This is a genomic window from Pseudomonas lundensis (genome assembly GCF_001042985.1).
Taxonomy (GTDB): Bacteria; Pseudomonadota; Gammaproteobacteria; order Pseudomonadales; family Pseudomonadaceae; genus Aquipseudomonas; species Aquipseudomonas lundensis.
Map to the genome: position 1 here is coordinate 70,711 of NZ_JYKY01000023.1, position 17,551 is coordinate 88,261.

Genomic DNA, 17,551 nt, shown 5'->3' on the forward strand with positions numbered 1-17,551 from the left:
AAATCCCGCCGGTTGCTCACAACAACCGGCGGGATTTTTACGTCAGTGCCCGTTTCAGTCGTTGATACGGGGATGTTGCTGCACCAGGTTTTTACGTTTGGCTTCCAGCTCGGCAATTTCGGCGTCGATGTCTTCGATTTTATGTTCGATGTTGTCGTGGTGCTCCTGAAGCAGCTCCTTGGCTTCTTCAATATCCGAAGCCGCCGGTGCGGCCCCGCGCAACGGCTTGTTGGCGGTTTCTTTCATGGTGACCCCGGTAACCAGTCCCACGATCGCGATCACCATCAGGTAGTAGGCAGGCATGTACAAGTTATTGGTGCTTTCCACCAGCCAGGCCACCGCCGTCGGCGTCAGGCCCGCGATCAGTACCGAGACGTTGAACGCACTGGCCAGCGCGCTGTAGCGGATGTGCGTGGGGAACATCGCTGGCAGGGTCGAGGCCATGACACCGATAAAGAAGTTCAACAGCACGGCCAGCATCAATAACCCGGCGAAGATCAGCCCCAGCTTGCCGCTGTTGATCAGGTAAAACGCCGGGACGGCGAGGAAAAACAGACCGACACTGCCGCAGATGATGAAAGGACGGCGGCCGATCTTGTCACTGACAAAACCGATCAGGGGCTGAACGAACAGCATCCCGACCATGATTGCAATGATGATCAGCACCCCATGGTTTTCACTGTAATGCAGGTTGTGCGACAGGTAACTGGGCATGTACGTGAGCAGCATGTAGTAGGTCACGTTGGTGACTGCTACCACGCCGATGCAGGTCATCAGACTGCGCCAGTGCTTGGTGGCCACTTCCTTGAAAGAAACCCGGGGGCCCCGTGCGAGACCTTCGCGATCCCCTTGTTCAAGTTTTTCCACGTGCTGCTGGAAGGCGGGTGTCTCTTCCAGGGCGTGCCGCAGATACAGCCCGATCATCCCCAGCGGCAAGGCCAGGAAAAACGGCACGCGCCATCCCCATTCCAGAAACTGCTCTTCGCCCAGAAGTGTGGAGATCAGCACCACCACACCGGCCCCCAGCACGAAACCGGCTATGGAGCCGAAGTCCAGCCAACTGCCGAGAAACCCGCGCTTGCGGTCAGGCGCATACTCGGCCACGAAAATCGACGCGCCGGTGTACTCACCACCCACCGAAAAGCCTTGGGCCATCTTGGCCAGCAACAGCAGGATCGGCGCCCAGATACCAATCGTGGCATACGAGGGGATCAAGCCAATGGCGAACGTGCTGAGGGACATGATGACGATGGTCGCGGCCAGGACTTTCTGTCGTCCGTATTTGTCACCCAGCGCACCGAAGAACAGCCCGCCCAGGGGGCGGATCAGGAAGGGAACCGAGAACGTGGCCAGCGCTGCGATCATTTGCACGCTGGGCGAGACATCGGGAAAGAACACCTTCCCGAGCACATAGGCAACAAAGCCGTACACGCCGAAGTCAAACCACTCCATCGCGTTGCCCAGTGCCGCAGCGGTAATCGCTTTACGCATCTTGGCGTCATCGACAATGGTGATGTCCTGCAATCCGATTGGATTGACCTTTTTCTTACGAGATCTCATGCAAGCCCCTTTATTAGCTGATCTATCCTTTTAAAACCGCTAAACCCCAGTCGTATGAAGGGTAGACGCGTTTTGCCAGCGCCGAATGCTATCGTTCTGATGGCACGCGCTCTTGGGGATGAGATACATGCAGATACGAAAAAATTCACCGAGTGGCGGATTTTCTTTTGCAATCAGCGTTATGCGCAGGGGGCTGCTAAAGGAAATGAACGTGAATGGTCTTTCAGGCGTACAGAAGCGGCCTGCATCAGCGGCCGCTTCCATCGCCGACATGGACTCAGTATTAGCCTTTGGCTGCCATGGCGGTGACTTCAACACGCATGCCTTCGACGGCCAACGACGCGACCCCTACAGCAGCACGCACCGGCCATGGCTGGCTGAAGAAACGTTTGTACACCTCATTGAATGCCGCACGGTCTGCCATATCGGTCAGGTAGATGGTCAAGTGCATGACACGGTCCATAGAGCTGCCCGCACGTTCCAGGGCCACTTTCAGCGCTTGCAATGTGCATTCGCTTTGCTCAGTGATGCCGCCCAGTTCGAGGCTGCCATCGGCACGTGTAGGGATTTGCGTCGAAACCATTACGCCACCAAAGCTGGCGACGTCAGACGAAATGGATTCAGGATCTGGATCAGGGGTAAAAGTCAGTTCGTTATGGGCCATGAACACCTCTGCTTGAACGGGTAAGGGTGGCGGCATTGATCGCAGCCACGGCGAAGGCGTGCAGTGTACAGACCTGCGCGTTCCCTAAAAACCTGATCGGGCACACCTGTTAATCCTTAACTATGCTCGCCAGAGCTTGTTTAAACACACCACAGGTTATTTGCGGGAAGGGACTGAATGATTTCTGATTGGGAAATGTGCATACGGCTGCTGTTGGCGGCTTTTCTCGGCAGTTTGATTGGCGTTCAGCGCGAACACCTGTTTTGGACGGCAGGCCTGCGTACGCACATGTTGGTGTGTGCGGGGGCGTGTTTGGTGATGATTGTGTCGGCGTTTGGATTTCAACAGGCGCTGACCATGCCAGGCACGCAGCTGGACCCTTCGCGAATTGCCGCACAGGTGGTCTCGGGGATCGGCTTTCTGGGGGCCGGTTCGATTCTGATGCGCGGTGAGGTCATCAAGGGCCTGACCACGGCCGCCAGTTTGTGGGCGGTTGCAGCTATCGGCCTGGCCGTGGGCGGCGGACTGTATGTGTTGGGCACTGCGGCAACCTTTTTGATTCTGATCATCCTGATCGCCATTCGGCCCATGGAACGCGTGCTCAGGGATATCGTGCAGATCCAGGTGGTCAAGCTGGTGGCGCCGTCCAATACGCTGTCGTTAAGTCAGCTGGAGCAACTGCTGGGTGAGCGGTCCAAAAAAATCAGACAATTCATCGTTGAGCAAGGCCCGGTCAAGGACACCGAAACAGTGACCATCGAGTTCCGGGGCGTCACCCGTGTGGTGGCGGACCAAATGATCAAAGAGATCCTTGGCGTTGCAGGTGTGCGCGAAGTTCTGGCGCCGCATTGAGGGTTTTCAGGCGACAGACAGGGAAGGACGGGGTAGCGCGGGCAGGGTGAGCTGCTGGAGAATGCCGGGCTTTCGCGCACCGTTGTTTTCTTTTGATCCGTACAAGGCCTCGACTTCTCATGGACAAGCTTGACAGGGCAATTCTGCACATCCTGCAGACCGATTGCACACGTGCGGTAGGGGATATCGCCGAGCAGATCGGTCTTGGCACGACGGCCTGCTGGCGGCGCATTCAAAAGCTTGAAGAGGCCGGAATCATTCGCGGTCGGGTCGCGTTGCTGGATGGCAAAAAGCTGAACGTGGGGGTGATTGTTTTCGTGTCGATCAAAACCACTCAGCACAATGCCCAATGGCTCGACAGCTTTCGCGCTGCCGTGGCTTCGATCGAAGAAGTGGTCGAGGTTTACCGCATGGCCGGGGACACGGACTATTTGTTGCGCGTTGCAGTGCCTGATGTGGCCGCCTATGACGCCGTCTACAAACAGCTTATTAAGGTCCCCGGACTGTCGGATATCAGTTCCAGTTTCTCCATGGAGCAAATCAAGTATTCAACCAGCCTGCCTCTGCGCTACGCGCCTTGAGCGCCTAAAACCCATAGCTCAGTCCCGGTTTACGCCACAGCGACACACGGTTTGTGCACGGCAATGTCCAGCGCTCGCTGGAAGTCCAGCACCAGGTCGTCCACATGCTCAAGCCCGGCATGCACACGGATCAGATACCCCCGCGGTGCGGGGGTGTGCTGACGGACCGGGTGCCCGACGGGCACAACAAGACTTTCGAAACCGCCCCACGACAGGCCAATCCCGAACAGCTTGAGGTTATCGAACAGGCGCGCCAAAACCGTCGGGTCTTGCGTGTTGACCTCTATCCCGAACAAGCCGCTGGCCCCCAGAAAATCGCGCTTCCACAGATCATGGCCGGGATCGTTGGGCAGTGCGGGGTGCATGACGCGGGTGATGAGTGGGTGCTGTTCAAGGCTGCGTGCCAGCGTGACCCCATTGCTCCAGTGGCGTTGCAGGCGCACGGGCAATGTGCGCAGCCCGCGCAACGCGAGGAACAGGTCATCAGGACTGGCGGTCTGGCCAAAATCATGCGCCCCGGCTTTCAAGAGTGGCCAGGCTCGTTCATTGGCGGTGGCAACGCCGAGCAAGGCGTCCGAATGCCCCACGATGTATTTGGTCGCCGCCTGTATGGACACATCCACGCCATGCTCAAAGGGCTTGAAGTACAGCGGCGAGGCCCACGTGTTATCCAGCAGTACGAAGGCACCCACGCTATGGGCCGCCTGGCAAATGGCCGGCAGGTCGCAGACTTCAAACGTCAGTGACCCCGGCGACTCTGTAAACACGACGCGAGTAGTGGGGCGCAGTTGGCGGGCAATACCCGCTCCGGCAGCGGGGGCGAAGAACTCCACCTCTACGCCAAGACGGGTCAGTACCGTGCTGACAAACGTGCGCGTCGGGCCGTAAATGTTGTCGGTGATCAGCACATGGTCACCGGCGCTGACAAACGCCAACAGGGCATGAACGCAGGCTGCCAGGCCTGAAGGGAATACCAGGCTGGCATGACCACCTTCCAGCCCGGCCATTGCATCTTCAAAGGCGCGGGTGGTCGGCGTGCCAAAGCGGCCATAGTTGGCGTACGGATTACCGTCCTTCTTGCTCGCCTCCCAACTGTTGAAGTCTTTGGCCAGAACGGTAGAACCCCGAAACACCGGTGTATTGATGAGTCCGCCGTACGCTTCGGAATCTCGACCGCAATGCAGGTAGTGGGTGGCGTCATGCATGGGCGTCTCTCCTCAATGAACGTAGGGGAATGATACGGACGCTCAGCGTGTTTAATTTTGCTTTTAATTCTGTTTATTGGACGGTTATTAGATTTTATTTCTATTAATTTGTGGATTAAGGAATTTAATTTTGATGGATTATTTTCCAGGCGAAATATTGCCCGCTTACGCTCGCAGGAGCAGTAAACGGGCGATTCCTTACGGGGTGTGAGCGAGCGCTTGTCTTAATCAGTTGGCTCTGCCTGGTAATGCAGCAAGTCCCCCGGCTGGCAATTCAACGCGCAGCAAATGGCTTCCAGCGTCCCGAGCCGAATACCTTTGACCTTGCCTTGCTTGAGCAGCGAGAGGTTCTGTTCGGTGATGCCGATGATCTGCGCCAAATCCTTGGACTTGACCTTGCGCGTTGCCAGCATCACATCGAGTTTGATTTCTATGGGCATTTTGACCTCTTAAACAAACTGCTGATTTTCACGTGCCAACATGCACGCACGATGCAGGCTACGGGCCACAATCATGACACTTGCCGCGAGAAACAGCGCCACCACATCCGAAGGGCCAAAGCTGATGGTAAACAAACGCTCACCCGCCGGGCGCATCATCGTGATCCATACGCTCAACACAGGGCCCAGCAAGAAGCTGATCAATACCCACAGACCGACACTTTTTCCGACCTTGCCCAACAGGTCTGCTGATTCGGGTTCGAAGTATTCCCCGTTGGCGTAAAACTTGAACAATGCACTCAACGCCACCAACCCCTTGGCCAGAATCAAAAGCGGAATACTGGACAGGACAATGCCGCCTGTAATCTGCCACCAGGGCATCTGATGGATATTGGCGTCCAGCGTTTCGGTCAGGGCCGTGAGATTGAAACCAGGTCCATACAGATTCATCACGTCCGGAAACAGCCAGTAGGCAATATTGGAAAGCAGCATGAGGGCAACCAGGCCCAGCGTCGCGGTTGCAAGGACTTTGCTGTACTTCGCCAAACGATCTGTGTTCATTCAACAATCCTTCTTGTGTGGGAAATCTTGTAGTGGGGAGTAGAGGTGAATCGGGTCGCGGCAAGTGGGCGACGGCGGAATCATAAGCGCAGAAAAAATGATTTTAAAACGATAATTAAATATTGTTTTGCAGTGATAATTGCAGGGTTCACCCAGAGAAAAGACTCGTTGTTTCAGAGCTGATTTACGTAGCCTCTCGTCGTAATTTCCTACAGATAAATTGACCTTCGGCCCGCAGCGCAGTTAACTGTATGAACATACAGTTAACAGAAAGGCGAGCGTCATGGGTTTCACGGTTTTGGGTCCTCTGGCTGAAGGTGGTGTTCGCCGTCCGTGGTGTTCGTTCAAAGTGCCGGCCGGTTTTCCCTCGCCTGCGGCTGACCATGTCGAGAAACATATCTCGCTCGATCAGGCACTTAATATTCGAGCGGCACACGTGTACCTGGTCACCATTGACGGCGACAGCATGCAGGACGCGGGGATTTTTTCCGGGGATCTGGCCGTGGTGGATCGTGCCATTGAAGCGGCCCACGGCCATGTGGTGGTGGCGCTGCTAAATAATGATCCGATTTGTAAACGCCTGTGGTTGAAAGGCAGCACGGTCATGCTGGTCTCTGACAACCCCAAATACCCCAATCGCTACATCATGGAAGGTGATGAGCTGTCGATTTGGGGCGTGATCACCCACACGGTGCGCAACCATGGCCACTGAACCCCGGCCGGTCTTTGCCCTGATTGACTGCAACAGCTTTTATGCAAGCTGTGAGCGCGTCTTTCGGCCGGACCTGGCAAAGGTGCCGATCGTGGTGCTGAGCAACAATGATCTGAGGGGTGGGAATCGTTAGTAAATCCTGTAGAGTCCGCGCCACCTTCTGAACCCCTCTGGAACAGCAGTTTCCAGGCTTCATAAGGCAATCCATTGGAAGTGTTTTAGGGCAGCGGCATGAGGCTGGTATTCGCAACAAAAGACCTAGCATTAGCAGGTCGATCCTTTGAAGGCTTTCCGTTGCTGATTGGGTCAGAGGGATGGCCAGTCGAGCCAGCTCAATCCTTCCTTTGGCACACGCTTATCGAGTCAGGTGAGGCCCTAAGCGATTTGACTTGGGAAGCCTATGGACGGCGTCTGTACGATTACTTTGCCTTCCTGGAAGCCAATGGATTGGGCTGGGACGAGGAAAGCCCGGCTCACGGTCTGAGTGCTCTGTCGAGGTACAGGGATTGGTCGAGCGGAGAATTAGCACTTGATCCCGGCACGGTGAACAATCGTCTGGCCTTGATCGTGAGGTTCTACCGATGGGCTAAGCAGCGCAACCTGATAACTGTGCTGCCCTTCGGTGAGAAAAGGGTAAGAGTTGCCCAACATTCCGGTCTTCTCAGTCATATCGCTCTGCCCGGAGCCGAGAGCACGAAAGTTTCGGTGATGGTTCGCGACCGAAAGCGCTTGACCAAATTCCTGACCAAGGATCAAGTCAAGGTATGCCTTGCCCTGGATACCGATCCAAGCCACCAGATATTGTTCCACCTCATGGTGCGTACCGGCCTTCGCTCCTGTGAAGCGAGGTCTTTTCCTCTCAAATATGTGTTCAACCCCAGGTTGAAGAAGGGACTGCGCCCAAGGCAAATGATCAGTGTTGCTCTTGATCCTTCAGACATGCATATCAAGTACGACCGGCCTAGAACTATCGACGTGCCATGGTCGTTGATGGAGAGCATGTGGTCTTACTCCCTTCACCAACGAGAGGTTCGTAAGTCCAATGGTGATGGACGTGTTACCGCGCTGCTGCTGACTAATGAAGGCAGGCATTATTCAAAAGATTCCGTAGTGGACGTTATGAAGTCCTATGAAAGAAAGTGCGGTTTCTATGTTCGGGCCCACATGCTACGCCACACCTATGGGACTTATACCTTGCTTGCTCTTCGAAAAAGCAAAGAGTTTGAAGGTGAGCCATTGTTGTATGTCCGAGATAGGCTGGGGCATTCAGATGTGCAAACAACTATGATCTATTTGCATCTCATAAACCAGCTTGAAGCCCAATCCGTCCTTGCTCACGAGGACGAAATTGACATGATGTTTATGACTGATTCGGTTTCGCGTATTTGAGGTAGCACCATTGGCTCGGCAAAAAAGCTACAAGGCGGTTATGCGGTCGGTTACAAAAGGATTCGAGGCTGTCGAAGATGATATCAAGATTGACCTGCCGAGAAACCCGAGAAACCACAGGCAACTCGATCATACGAAATATTTAGGCTTGGGCTTCGACGCTTGGGCAATTCAAAGTCTTCACGTTATCAAAGCTTTGCTACAAGGAGGAAACTTCTCAGTGACGACCTTGATTGGTTACTCTACGAACGGGCTGAGATTTTTTATAAATTTCTTGAGTGGAGGTTCGGTCAAGTCGCCACCTGCAACGCCAAACAGTCTTACCAAAAGCCACTTGGATCGATACGTCTCTTGGCTGAGGCTAAAATACCCTAACGGCTCGACAGCCAAGAATTACTATACTAGCTTCAAGTCGTTAGTTGTTGTTTTGGCTGAATATGGATTTATTGAAGTTAATCTTGACGATCTTTTGCCCCTCAATCCATTTCCTAATAATTCGCAGAGCACTAAAGATGCAGATCCGCTCACCTTGGGTGAAATGCAAAGGCTGATTGGCGCTTTGAAGTCAGATCTTATTGCCATCCATAAGGGTACATTCCTTGGAAATGGCGCGGAGGCGATGGCTGTATTGCTACTAATTACTGCGGCAAGGTCTGGAATCAATACTACGCCGCTCTTGGAGATGAAAAGGGATGCCCTACAGCCTCACCCATTTATTCCTAATCTCAGGTTGATTACTACCGTCAAACGTCGAGGTAAAGGCGCACAGAGCAAAACAATCCGTCAGACTAATCTGCTAGATGAGTACAGTGCTATTCCCCTGGATGGGGTGGCAGTCCTCAATAAGGCGCTGGAGATTTCTAAGCCACTCGTAGCACTGGCACCTGATGAAATATCTTCATGTGTGTGGTTATATCGCTCGGGCCAGCCTGGCCGCTCGAACGACATCGTTACCCTTACACCCGGTGCTTTATATGTCACGGCAAAAAGCATTTGTGAGCGTCATGCGCTTCAGGATGATCAAGGCAATCGGCTAAATGTCACGCTTAGTCGGCTGCGAAAGACTATGGAAAGCCGTTTGTGGAAACTGAGCGGTGGCGACATTATAGAAGTTTCCTCCGTTATGGGTCATACCCCTGGTGTCGCCGATAATCACTATTTGAAAATCAACGATGAGATCAAGGTCGACGGGGCGACATTTGTTGGGGAGGCTTTTCCGGACAAACTACGTGGCATAAACGTTATACCAACCCCACCAGGCGGCTGCAAAGATAGCCTTTACGGTAGTCTGGCACCAAAGGATGGCGTCAATCATTGTTCTGAATTCATCCACTGCCTCGGTTGCCCTAGCTATGCAATTGTAGGCACCTTGGAGGACTTATACCGGCTGTTCAGCTACCAACAATTCTTGTATGCAGAAGTCGAATACTTTCTCACGGACGAGTGGGGCGCATGGCGCAAGCGTCAGTTTGACTATATTCGATTGATAGATGATTTCACCCAGAAGTTTGATCTTGCATTGGTTTCGCAAGCAAGGGCTCAGGCTGAGTCATCTCCGCACTTGTTCTGGGCTAAAAAAATCGAGTTCATGAAGAAAAAATTGGGCGGCGAAATTTGAGCATAAGAACCACGAATGCGGTGTTAAAGGCATATGATGTCCTCATCGCACAGCCAGTTTCAGCGAATGGTCTAAGTCCCGCAGAGCGGGATGCAATCGTGATCAGCGCTATCGTTAATGAAGATGGAGAAACCTTCGTTCTTAGCAGGTTTGGCGATGCACAGTGGGATCTTCGCCCGTTTTTTGATCAGGCCAATATTGCTCATTCTTATAAATTCATCAACTGGGATATGGGCATGCCTCGGGCGCTTATTGATGACTGCAAAGCTGTTGCTTATGCTTGGTTTAAAAGAGGAATGCCTAGATCCAAACCTCCTATCGCACGGGGCATTACTACTTTCGCCGTCGTCAGCGTGATGCCTTTTGTTCGCTGGTTAAACAATCTAGGAGTTTCAAGCTTTGCAGATGTCCGTCCGATCCATGTCAGCAATTACGTTCATCATTGCAAATATGAATTGAAGTTAAGGCCTCTCCCGCTGTATGGGCGATTACGGGTTATTGATTTTCTTTGGGTGTTTTCTGTCGACACGATGTTTCCCATTCAGAGTTATCCTTGGGGTAATTCGACATTGTGGCGGATTTGTGGGGTCGCGAATGTAAAAGGGTTGGGTGCTGCCACTAAAAACGTCGGGCGAACAGATATCATTCCTCATGATGAACAATCTAGGATTTTCAACTATTGCGAAAGCATTGTCCGGGAGATGAAGGCCGAATTGGCAGTCAATGGTATTGGATATCATCCTAGTGATGAACGGATGGCAATTCGTTGCAGAGATGCTGTTCTGTATATAGTTTCAATCACTAGCGGCATGCGCAATGACGAGGCAATTGGAATTGAGGTTGGCGCTTGGCGCAAAGAGTTAAGAAATGGAATTAATTTTTGCTGGGTGACCACAGTCGAGCACAAGACAGGTAAAGGCCAAGTCGAATATCTTGTGCCAGAACTAACGATTGAAGCTTTAAGTCTTTTGGCAAAATATTCAGCACCCATCAGAAAAGAGCTGGATGAAGAGATTAGACAGCTTGCAAGCAATCGGGATTTTTCGTATTCAACTGAACATCTCCTTAGGCTCGAAAAAGCCCGAAAAGACGCGAATAAACTATTTTTGGGACGAAACACACAAGGAGGGAAAGTTCAGGAAAGCCATCATGTTGAGGCTCTCAGCGGGCAAGCATCCAATGCTGCGTTTGACCGTATAGCTAAAGCCGCTGGAAGCGATTGGCCGTTGAGGACGCATCAATGCAGGCGAACATATGCAAGATGCTTTGTAGAATCCCGTATGGGCCGCACTTCATTGATCTACCTCAAATGGCAGTTCAAACACAGCAGCATGAGTATGACCCAACTCTATGCATCCAATCCGCAGCAAGACCTGACTCTCTTTGATGAGATCTTCCAGCAGATGACAGAGTTTAAAATTGACCTGATCGAATCATGGCTCGATGATCAGCCACTGGCAGGGGGCGCTGGCGAAAAGATTGTGGAATTGCGGGCAATTCCAATCAAGGATAGAGCTGCTTTGCTTGCCCAGACCGCCCCACATGCCAACATTCGTGCGACTGGACACGGCTGGTGCATCGCCACAGAGCGGGGCTGCGGAGGTGCTGGTCTATACGAAGCCACACGGTGTCCAGGGTGCAAAAATTCGGTGATCGATGAAGTCTTCGCCAGCACTTGGCAGGACATCTACATTCAACAGCGAGAGCTGATAAAAATTGAGGATGCAGGCCCGGCTGTTAGGCAGCGCGCAGAACGCGACTTGCAGGTTGCACTAGATGTAATTACCAGCCTTGGCCTTTCTCCAGTTGAGGAAATGGAGGAGGCGGCAAATGACTAGACAGGCGGTGGGCCCTGACTCTCCTATTCGCTCCAGGTCGAAGACACTCGCCGCGCTCAACAAGGTCGTCGACGATCTCATTGCTGGTGACGGAAAGCTTTCCATCACATCCGTTGCCCGTGCCGCAGGTGTGACTCCGGGACTCATCCATAACACTTACCCAAGCATAGCGGAAAGGATTCGCAACATCGTTGGCAAGTCGGTGCGAGCCCAGCGAGACTCTAAGCATCAAGCGTTGATGAGCGAGAAAGAAAAGAACAGGGTGCTCCGTGCAGAGAATGATCAGCTTTTAGCGGAGGTAGCTCGGCTGGCTTCGGTTAACCAGCGACTAATATTCGAGATGATTCAGCTGAAGGCGGTTGCCAACGGTAAGGTCACCGCACTCCCTCTGAAACCAGGGCCAACTAGGCCCTGATGGGGAACCCGCAGAATTCGTAAAAATCGCACGCTAACAGTTCAAGCGTCCCGGCCACGCCTGACTGTAGCTTGTTGACTGGTCAGTCTGTCTCGCGGGTAAAGCGATAGAACAAGTTCGGCTCGCTGACCACGTACAAATACCCTTCATCGTCGATGGTTACGCCTTCGGCTTGGGGTATGCCTTTCAGCAAACCAGCAAACCCCCTCGCCAAGGAGCGGAAACTCACCACCTTGCCCTCATCGGTGATTTCAATCAGCAGTTTCGACTCGTCGCTGAGCAATATCAGGTGGCCACTCTGTTGATCGAAGACGACCGAAGACAAGTCAGTGGCAAATACCTTGTCCTTTACCAAGTTGGACAGGTCGCGCACGTGCAGGGAAAAACCTCCTGCCAGGCTGGCACGAAGGCCGCCCACTTCCAGCAATTGGCGAGGGTCACGCTCCTTGGTCACAAACAAGCGATCACCTTTCAGGTCGTAGGCGAGCCCTTCAAGGCCTTTGTTGTCCGCCTTGCCAAGTGCCAAGGTCAGAGCTGGATACTGGTCTCGGCTCAATGAGCGACCGGGAGAAAGCTTACTGCCTTCGGCGAGGGGGACATCCACGATAACAAGGCTCTGCCGGCGCTCCTCGGCGATTACCAGTTGGCCGTTGCCGGCATAGGACACCGCCTCCACATCGTGGAAACCGTCCAGGCTATAGCGCCTTTCCACGTCACCGTCACGACTGAGGGCCAATAGTTCGTTTGGGCCGTTGGTAACCGCCCATAGCAGGTTCAGGTCAGGGTCGAAGGTCAGGCCCGAAAGGTTGTTGTCCACACCGGGAACCGGCTTAGCATCGAGCTCAACCCGATAGTCAGGCAGCCACACAGAGCGCTCCTGCCAATCGTCGGTGTGCCAGTGGGTCTTGATCCAGAAGTACAACCGATCATCAAGGTGATGGGTGCGGACTTGGAATACGGTAAGCAATACAAAGCACAGCAGTGCCCACATCCAGGCACTTGTTTTCTGTGTTCGGCCCAACCAGTTTTTAGCCATCAAATACATTAGAAGCCTCGTTAATTGGGACTGACGTCACGAGCTGTCATGGTTTCAATCCGACTCGGCGCGGCTCGCACAGGTGATGCACAACGGCGTGGCCGGATCGAATTCCAGGCGGCCCGAGGCGATCAACTCGCCGCATTGGTTACACCAGCCATACTCGCCCTCGTGCCAACGCTTGAGGGCCAGCTGGAGGCGGACGCGTTCATGCTGCGCCCGACTGCGGATGGCATCGTTCATCGCTTGCTGCTGGAGTGCGTCCATCCTCGACAGACGCCCTACCTTGCTTTGATCCAACTCCACCGATTGCGAGCGAGACTCAGCGTCTTCCAGCAACCGATCCAGCTCGGCAGCCCGCTGTTCCAGTAGGGTCTTGAAATGGGCAAGATCGAGGGCGTCGTCCATGGCCGTTAGCGCAGCAGCAACAGTGGGCCAGTGGTGGTGCGCAGCATGCTGGTCGTGGTGCTGCCGACCAGAAACTGACGGATGCGCGAATGACCGTAGGCCCCCATCACCAGCAGGTCGATGCCGTGCTCTTTCTGATAGGCGTGCAAGGTAGGCTCTATCTCGCCGTTCAGGGTCTCGGCGCGAACAGTGAATCCGACGTTGAGCAGCACTTTCTGCGCCCAGTCCAGCTGCGCGGACGATTCGTCGTTCACTGGCCCAACCATCACCAGGTGGATCGGCAGCCCCTTCAGCAGGGGGCTGGCCGCCAGCATCTCCACACCCTTGCGGGTAGTAGCGCTGCCATCGAAGGCCAGCATCGCGCTCTCGGGCTTTTGGAAGTTGGCCGGGGTGACCAGGATTGGCCGGTGCATGATACGAATCACGCTCTCCAGCTGGCTTCCGACATGCTGACTCAGACCGCCGCTAGACTCGCCTTGGCGACCGATGACCAATAGGCGCGTTTCGCTTTCCAGCTCTTGCAGGTTTTCCAGCAGATCGCCATGACGTTGCTTGGACTCCGGCGCGGTCACACCATCCGTCATGGCCCGCTCTTTCGCGGCCGTTAACATGATCCGCCCCTGCTCCAGGGCCAACTTACCGCGCTGTTCATCCAGGGAAGCAAGCTCATCGAGCAGATGCTCGCGGCTGCCAAGGCCGATATTGCCACTCAAGTCGGCCGCAACTGGGTACTGGCGCTGATCCAGCACATGCAAGAAGGTCAGCGGGGCTTCCAGGCTCAGACTGGCCCAGGCTGCGTAGTCGCACACAGCTGGAGCCGAGGTGGAACCGTCGATACAGGCAATTACTTGGGTCATCGTTGTTCTCCTTCTCAGTGGCCCATGAGTTGATCAATGGCGTCGGGTTTATCGTGAACTCCGAATCGATCCACGATAGTGGCGCTCGCTTCGTTGAGACCTAACACTTCAACTTCGGTGCCTTCGCGGCGGAACTTGATAACCACCTTGTCCAGGGCAGCAACTGCGGTGATATCCCAGAAGTGGGCGCGATTCAGGTCGATGGTTACCTTGTTCAGGGCTTCTTTGAAGTCGAAGGCCGCGACGAACTTGTCTGCCGAGCTGAAGAACACCTGGCCAGTGACGTTATAGCTACGATGCTCGCCGGATTCGTCCAGCGAAGAACTGATCGCCATGTAATGGCCAACCTTGTTGGCGAAGAACATCGCGGCCAGCAGCACGCCGGCCAACACGCCGAAGGCAAGGTTGTGGGTGGCCACCACGACCACAACGGTGACGACCATGACAATGTTGGTCGACAACGGGTGCTTCTTCAGGTTGCGCAGCGAATCCCAACTGAAGGTGCCGATGGACACCATGATCATCACTGCCACCAGCGCAGCCATCGGGATCTGCTTCAGCCAGTCGCCGAGGAACACCACCATCAGCAGCAGGAATACACCTGCGGCCAGGGAGGACAGACGAGAACGACCGCCGGATTTCACGTTGATGATCGACTGACCAATCATCGCGCAGCCGGCCATACCGCCGATCAGACCCGAAGCAATGTTGGCCACGCCCTGGCCCTTGCACTCGCGGTTCTTGTCGCTGGGGGTGTCGGTCAGGTCGTCGACAATAGTCGCGGTCATCATCGACTCCAGCAGACCGACCACGGCCAGCGCTGCCGAGTAAGGGAAGATGATGGCCAACGTCTCGAACGTCAGCGGCACGTCAGGCCAGAGAAAGATTGGCAGCGTATCCGGCAGTTCCCCCATATCACCGACCGTGCGGATATCCAGCCCAACCGACATGGCGACTGCGGTCAGCACGATGATGCACACCAGTGGCGATGGGATGAGCTTGCCGATCCTGGGGATATAGGGAAATAGGTAGATGATGCCGAGGCCTGCGGCTGTCATGGCGTAGACGTGCCAGGTGACATTGGTCAGCTCGGGCAGCTGAGCCATGAAAATCAGGATCGCCAGTGCATTGACGAAGCCGGTCACCACCGAGCGCGAAACGAAGCGCATCAGCGAGCCGAGCTTCAGGTAGCCAGCACCAATTTGCAACACGCCACACAGCAGCGTGGCGGCCAGCAGATATTCAAGACCATGGTTCTTGACCAGGGTCACCATCAGCAGTGCCATGGCCCCTGTCGCGGCTGAAATCATGCCTGGGCGGCCACCGACAAAGGCGATCACCACGGCGATACAGAATGAGGCGTAGAGACCAACTTTGGGGTCGACGCCCGCAATGATAGAGAAAGCGATGGCTTCAGGGATCAGCGCAAGTGCGACGACGATCCCCGCGAGCACGTCGCCACGGACGTTGGAAAACCACGTTTGTTTGAGTGTTTGTAGCATCAGAATATCCAAAGCAATGCACCGCACGCATGCCAGGAAAATGGCGAGCGCGTCGATACGAATTCAAATTGTGAGGATTATTTTGCTGTGCGCTTTGGGTGTAAGAACCGGGCATACAGCAGTACGCAGCCGCCAGCGAAACTGGCGGAGGCGAGGTTGTTGCGAGGGGGCGTAGCGCTAAGGCGGCGTAGGCTGCCAGTAGAGCGTTTGGAGTACAGTCATGCTGGTGTTCCTGTAGCTCAAGGGGTATGCGGAGCCAAAAGTATACAGTGAAGCTATCGTCGATTGCGATCCGCCGCCCTGCTTTGCGAAGCCACGTCTGAAATAGGCTTAGTCGAGGAGTATCGCCATCAGGAACGAAGGAAAATAATCAAAAAAATGTTAGGGAGTTAATTTGCTTATAAATCAATATCTTACACTCAACTAACTGTTAGGGTCATTCAGATATAATGATGGCTGTGTGATTGCTCGTAGCGCCGAAGCAAAGCCATTCATCAAGATGGGCGAGCCCTACTTTCAGATCAGAGACAAGCTCGCGCAGCACGGGATTGTGGCTTTCTCTAGCAACTACGCCCTCTACGGTGATTTGAGCCAGCGAGTGATGACCGTTATCGACAGTCTGGTTGTAAATTCGATGGCCTACAGCATCGACGAAGCATTTTGTGACCTAAGCGGAATGACTGTGCCATTGGAGCAGTTGGGCCGGCAAATACGCTCGAAGGTGCTTCGTTACACCGGCATTCCTGTGGGGGTAGGTATTGCCGGAACCAAGACACTGGCCAAGCTCGCAAACCATGCATCAAAGCGTTGGCAACTCCAAACCGGTGGTGTCGTAGACATCACTGACTCAGTTCGCCGAGACAAGCTGTTAAAGGCCTGCGACGTCAGCGATGTATGGGGCATCGGTAGAAAAATGACCGAACATCTTAAGGGAATGGATATCAACACTGCTTGGGACTTGGCCAAGGCCGATCCCTGGACTTTACGTAAGCGGTTCAGTGTATTGGTCGAGAAAACCGCTAGAGAGCTTCAAGGTGTTCCCTGCCTTGAGATGGACGAGATAGATCCACCGAAGCAGGAAATCTGTTGCAGCCGAATGTTCGGAACCCGTCTTACTGCTATCGAACCTCTCCGAGAGGCCGTCGCTACGTATTCAGCCAGGGCCTGTGAAAAGCTAAGGGCGCAAAACTCTCTCTGCAAAAAGGTACGGGTGAGCATACGCACCGGCATGTTCAATCCCGACGAGCCCAAATATGCTCGCGGTGTTATCTGTGAGCTGCCATATCCAACGGACGACACACGGGTCATCACAAAGGCTGCGGTCGCGGCCCTGAGCGAGCTGTTCCAGGAGGGATTTAAATTCAGCAAGGCGGAGATACTGCTGATGGATCTGCGGCAGCCTAACGAATTCACCGGCGACCTTTTCTCTGTTTCTCAACCTGAAGCAACCGAGAAAGTCATGAGCGTGTTGGATGCAATTAACGGTAGGTGGGGCAGGGGGACACTACGTGTTGCCAGGGTGCCCTCAGATCCTGATTGGGGCATGCGCAGGGAGATGATGAGTCAGAGTTTCACTACGCGTGTTGATCAGCTCTGGACGGTGTACTGCAAGTGAGGCGACGGTGGCAATGACAAGAACGACCGAAAAATCGGGAAACCGAATAATGGCTCAGCCATAATTATTGCTGAGCATAATTTTCGGTTTTCAAACGGATCTGTTTAACTACTAAACAACACGCCGTCCCTAGCCTAAATTGCCGTTATTCCTTCTGCCAGTACCGATACATGAATCGCCCCTAGTTTCGTAGACACCTCCAAGCCTTAAAATGAGGCCCATTAGGAGGTGCCATGAGCAACCAGCGTTATCCCGAAGAATTCAAAATCCAGGCGGTCAAGCAAGTGACCGAAAAGCA

16 protein-coding genes and 2 pseudogenes are annotated in these 17,551 nt (G+C 54.1%); 9 read left to right on the plus strand and 9 right to left on the minus strand.

All coding sequences use genetic code 11. From position 1 onward, the window contains the following. Nucleotides 1-54: 54 nt before the first annotated feature. Together proP and TU74_RS17410 are read right to left on the minus strand one after the other, a co-directional pair. On the minus strand, nucleotides 55-1,560 hold the full coding sequence (gene proP / locus TU74_RS17405; protein WP_047274506.1) for a glycine betaine/L-proline transporter ProP: 1,506 nt from the start codon (nucleotides 1,558-1,560) through the stop codon (nucleotides 55-57). A 283-nt stretch (nucleotides 1,561-1,843) separates the two neighbouring features. Next, nucleotides 1,844-2,224, minus strand: a complete 381-nt coding sequence (locus TU74_RS17410; protein WP_047274820.1) for a RidA family protein — start codon at nucleotides 2,222-2,224, stop codon at nucleotides 1,844-1,846. Between the two features lie 177 nt (nucleotides 2,225-2,401). On the opposite strand from TU74_RS17410, the gene TU74_RS17415 reads away from it, so the two are divergent. Continuing rightward, the gene (locus tag TU74_RS17415) at nucleotides 2,402-3,076 is read left to right on the plus strand and encodes an MgtC/SapB family protein (protein ID WP_047274822.1); all 675 of its coding nucleotides are present in this window, start codon (nucleotides 2,402-2,404) and stop codon (nucleotides 3,074-3,076) included. A gap of 119 nt (nucleotides 3,077-3,195) precedes the next feature. Beyond that, nucleotides 3,196-3,657 (plus strand): Lrp/AsnC family transcriptional regulator, encoded by a 462-nt coding sequence (locus tag TU74_RS17420; RefSeq protein WP_047274512.1) that lies wholly within the window; start codon nucleotides 3,196-3,198, stop codon nucleotides 3,655-3,657. Between the two features lie 29 nt (nucleotides 3,658-3,686). On the opposite strand, the gene metC is transcribed toward TU74_RS17420, so the two are convergent. The 3 genes from metC to TU74_RS17435 form a co-directional block, all read right to left on the minus strand. Continuing rightward, nucleotides 3,687-4,862: a cystathionine beta-lyase gene (gene metC, locus TU74_RS17425; protein WP_048377176.1), complete on the minus strand. Its 1,176-nt coding sequence runs from the start codon at nucleotides 4,860-4,862 to the stop codon at nucleotides 3,687-3,689. A gap of 224 nt (nucleotides 4,863-5,086) precedes the next feature. Next, nucleotides 5,087-5,302 (minus strand): helix-turn-helix domain-containing protein, encoded by a 216-nt coding sequence (locus TU74_RS17430; RefSeq protein ID WP_047274517.1) that lies wholly within the window; start codon nucleotides 5,300-5,302, stop codon nucleotides 5,087-5,089. Nucleotides 5,303-5,311: 9 nt separating this feature from the next. Beyond that, nucleotides 5,312-5,863, minus strand: a complete 552-nt coding sequence (locus tag TU74_RS17435; RefSeq protein WP_047274519.1) for a DUF2975 domain-containing protein — start codon at nucleotides 5,861-5,863, stop codon at nucleotides 5,312-5,314. A 283-nt stretch (nucleotides 5,864-6,146) separates the two neighbouring features. Here TU74_RS17435 and TU74_RS17440 point away from each other — a divergent pair, with 283 nt between their 5' ends. The 6 genes and pseudogenes from TU74_RS17440 to TU74_RS24760 all read left to right on the plus strand — a co-directional run bounded on the left by TU74_RS17440 (nucleotide 6,147) and on the right by TU74_RS24760 (nucleotide 11,835). Next, the gene (locus tag TU74_RS17440; RefSeq protein WP_047274521.1) at nucleotides 6,147-6,575 is read left to right on the plus strand and encodes a LexA family protein; all 429 of its coding nucleotides are present in this window, start codon (nucleotides 6,147-6,149) and stop codon (nucleotides 6,573-6,575) included. Beyond that, nucleotides 6,565-6,687, plus strand: a pseudogene (locus TU74_RS17445) (Y-family DNA polymerase); the annotation flags it as partial. The gene TU74_RS17440 and the pseudogene TU74_RS17445, both read left to right, overlap by 11 nt. A 119-nt stretch (nucleotides 6,688-6,806) precedes the next feature. Next, nucleotides 6,807-7,964, plus strand: coding sequence for a tyrosine-type recombinase/integrase (locus TU74_RS17450; protein WP_028692960.1), 1,158 nt, complete (start codon nucleotides 6,807-6,809; stop codon nucleotides 7,962-7,964). 10 nt (nucleotides 7,965-7,974) lie between these two features. After that, nucleotides 7,975-9,582, plus strand: coding sequence for a hypothetical protein (locus TU74_RS17455; RefSeq protein ID WP_032904191.1), 1,608 nt, complete (start codon nucleotides 7,975-7,977; stop codon nucleotides 9,580-9,582). A 98-nt stretch (nucleotides 9,583-9,680) separates the two neighbouring features. Then, the gene (locus tag TU74_RS24550) at nucleotides 9,681-11,420 is read left to right on the plus strand and encodes a tyrosine-type recombinase/integrase (RefSeq protein ID WP_223271185.1); all 1,740 of its coding nucleotides are present in this window, start codon (nucleotides 9,681-9,683) and stop codon (nucleotides 11,418-11,420) included. Beyond that, entirely contained in the window at nucleotides 11,413-11,835 is a 423-nt protein-coding gene (locus TU74_RS24760; protein ID WP_028692955.1) for a hypothetical protein, read from the plus strand. The genes TU74_RS24550 and TU74_RS24760 overlap by 8 nt, the downstream gene beginning before the upstream one ends. Before the next feature lie 82 nt (nucleotides 11,836-11,917). On the opposite strand, the gene TU74_RS17470 is transcribed toward TU74_RS24760, so the two are convergent. Genes TU74_RS17470 through TU74_RS17485 form a run of 4 tightly spaced genes read right to left on the minus strand, consistent with a single transcriptional unit; the run spans nucleotide 11,918 to nucleotide 15,638 of the window. Then, nucleotides 11,918-12,880: an SdiA-regulated domain-containing protein gene (locus TU74_RS17470; protein ID WP_028692954.1), complete on the minus strand. Its 963-nt coding sequence runs from the start codon at nucleotides 12,878-12,880 to the stop codon at nucleotides 11,918-11,920. A gap of 45 nt (nucleotides 12,881-12,925) precedes the next feature. Next, nucleotides 12,926-13,279 carry a TraR/DksA family transcriptional regulator gene (locus tag TU74_RS17475; RefSeq protein WP_028692953.1) on the minus strand — a complete coding sequence of 118 codons (354 nt, stop codon included), beginning with the start codon at nucleotides 13,277-13,279 and terminating at the stop codon, nucleotides 12,926-12,928. A 5-nt stretch (nucleotides 13,280-13,284) separates the two neighbouring features. Then, nucleotides 13,285-14,136: a universal stress protein gene (locus tag TU74_RS17480; RefSeq protein ID WP_028692952.1), complete on the minus strand. Its 852-nt coding sequence runs from the start codon at nucleotides 14,134-14,136 to the stop codon at nucleotides 13,285-13,287. Nucleotides 14,137-14,150: 14 nt separating this feature from the next. Beyond that, nucleotides 14,151-15,638 (minus strand): SulP family inorganic anion transporter, encoded by a 1,488-nt coding sequence (locus tag TU74_RS17485; RefSeq protein ID WP_028692951.1) that lies wholly within the window; start codon nucleotides 15,636-15,638, stop codon nucleotides 14,151-14,153. A gap of 448 nt (nucleotides 15,639-16,086) precedes the next feature. Here TU74_RS17485 and TU74_RS17490 point away from each other — a divergent pair. Beyond that, nucleotides 16,087-17,253: pseudogene (locus TU74_RS17490) on the plus strand (Y-family DNA polymerase); the annotation flags it as partial. Nucleotides 17,254-17,551: the final 298 nt, after the last annotated feature.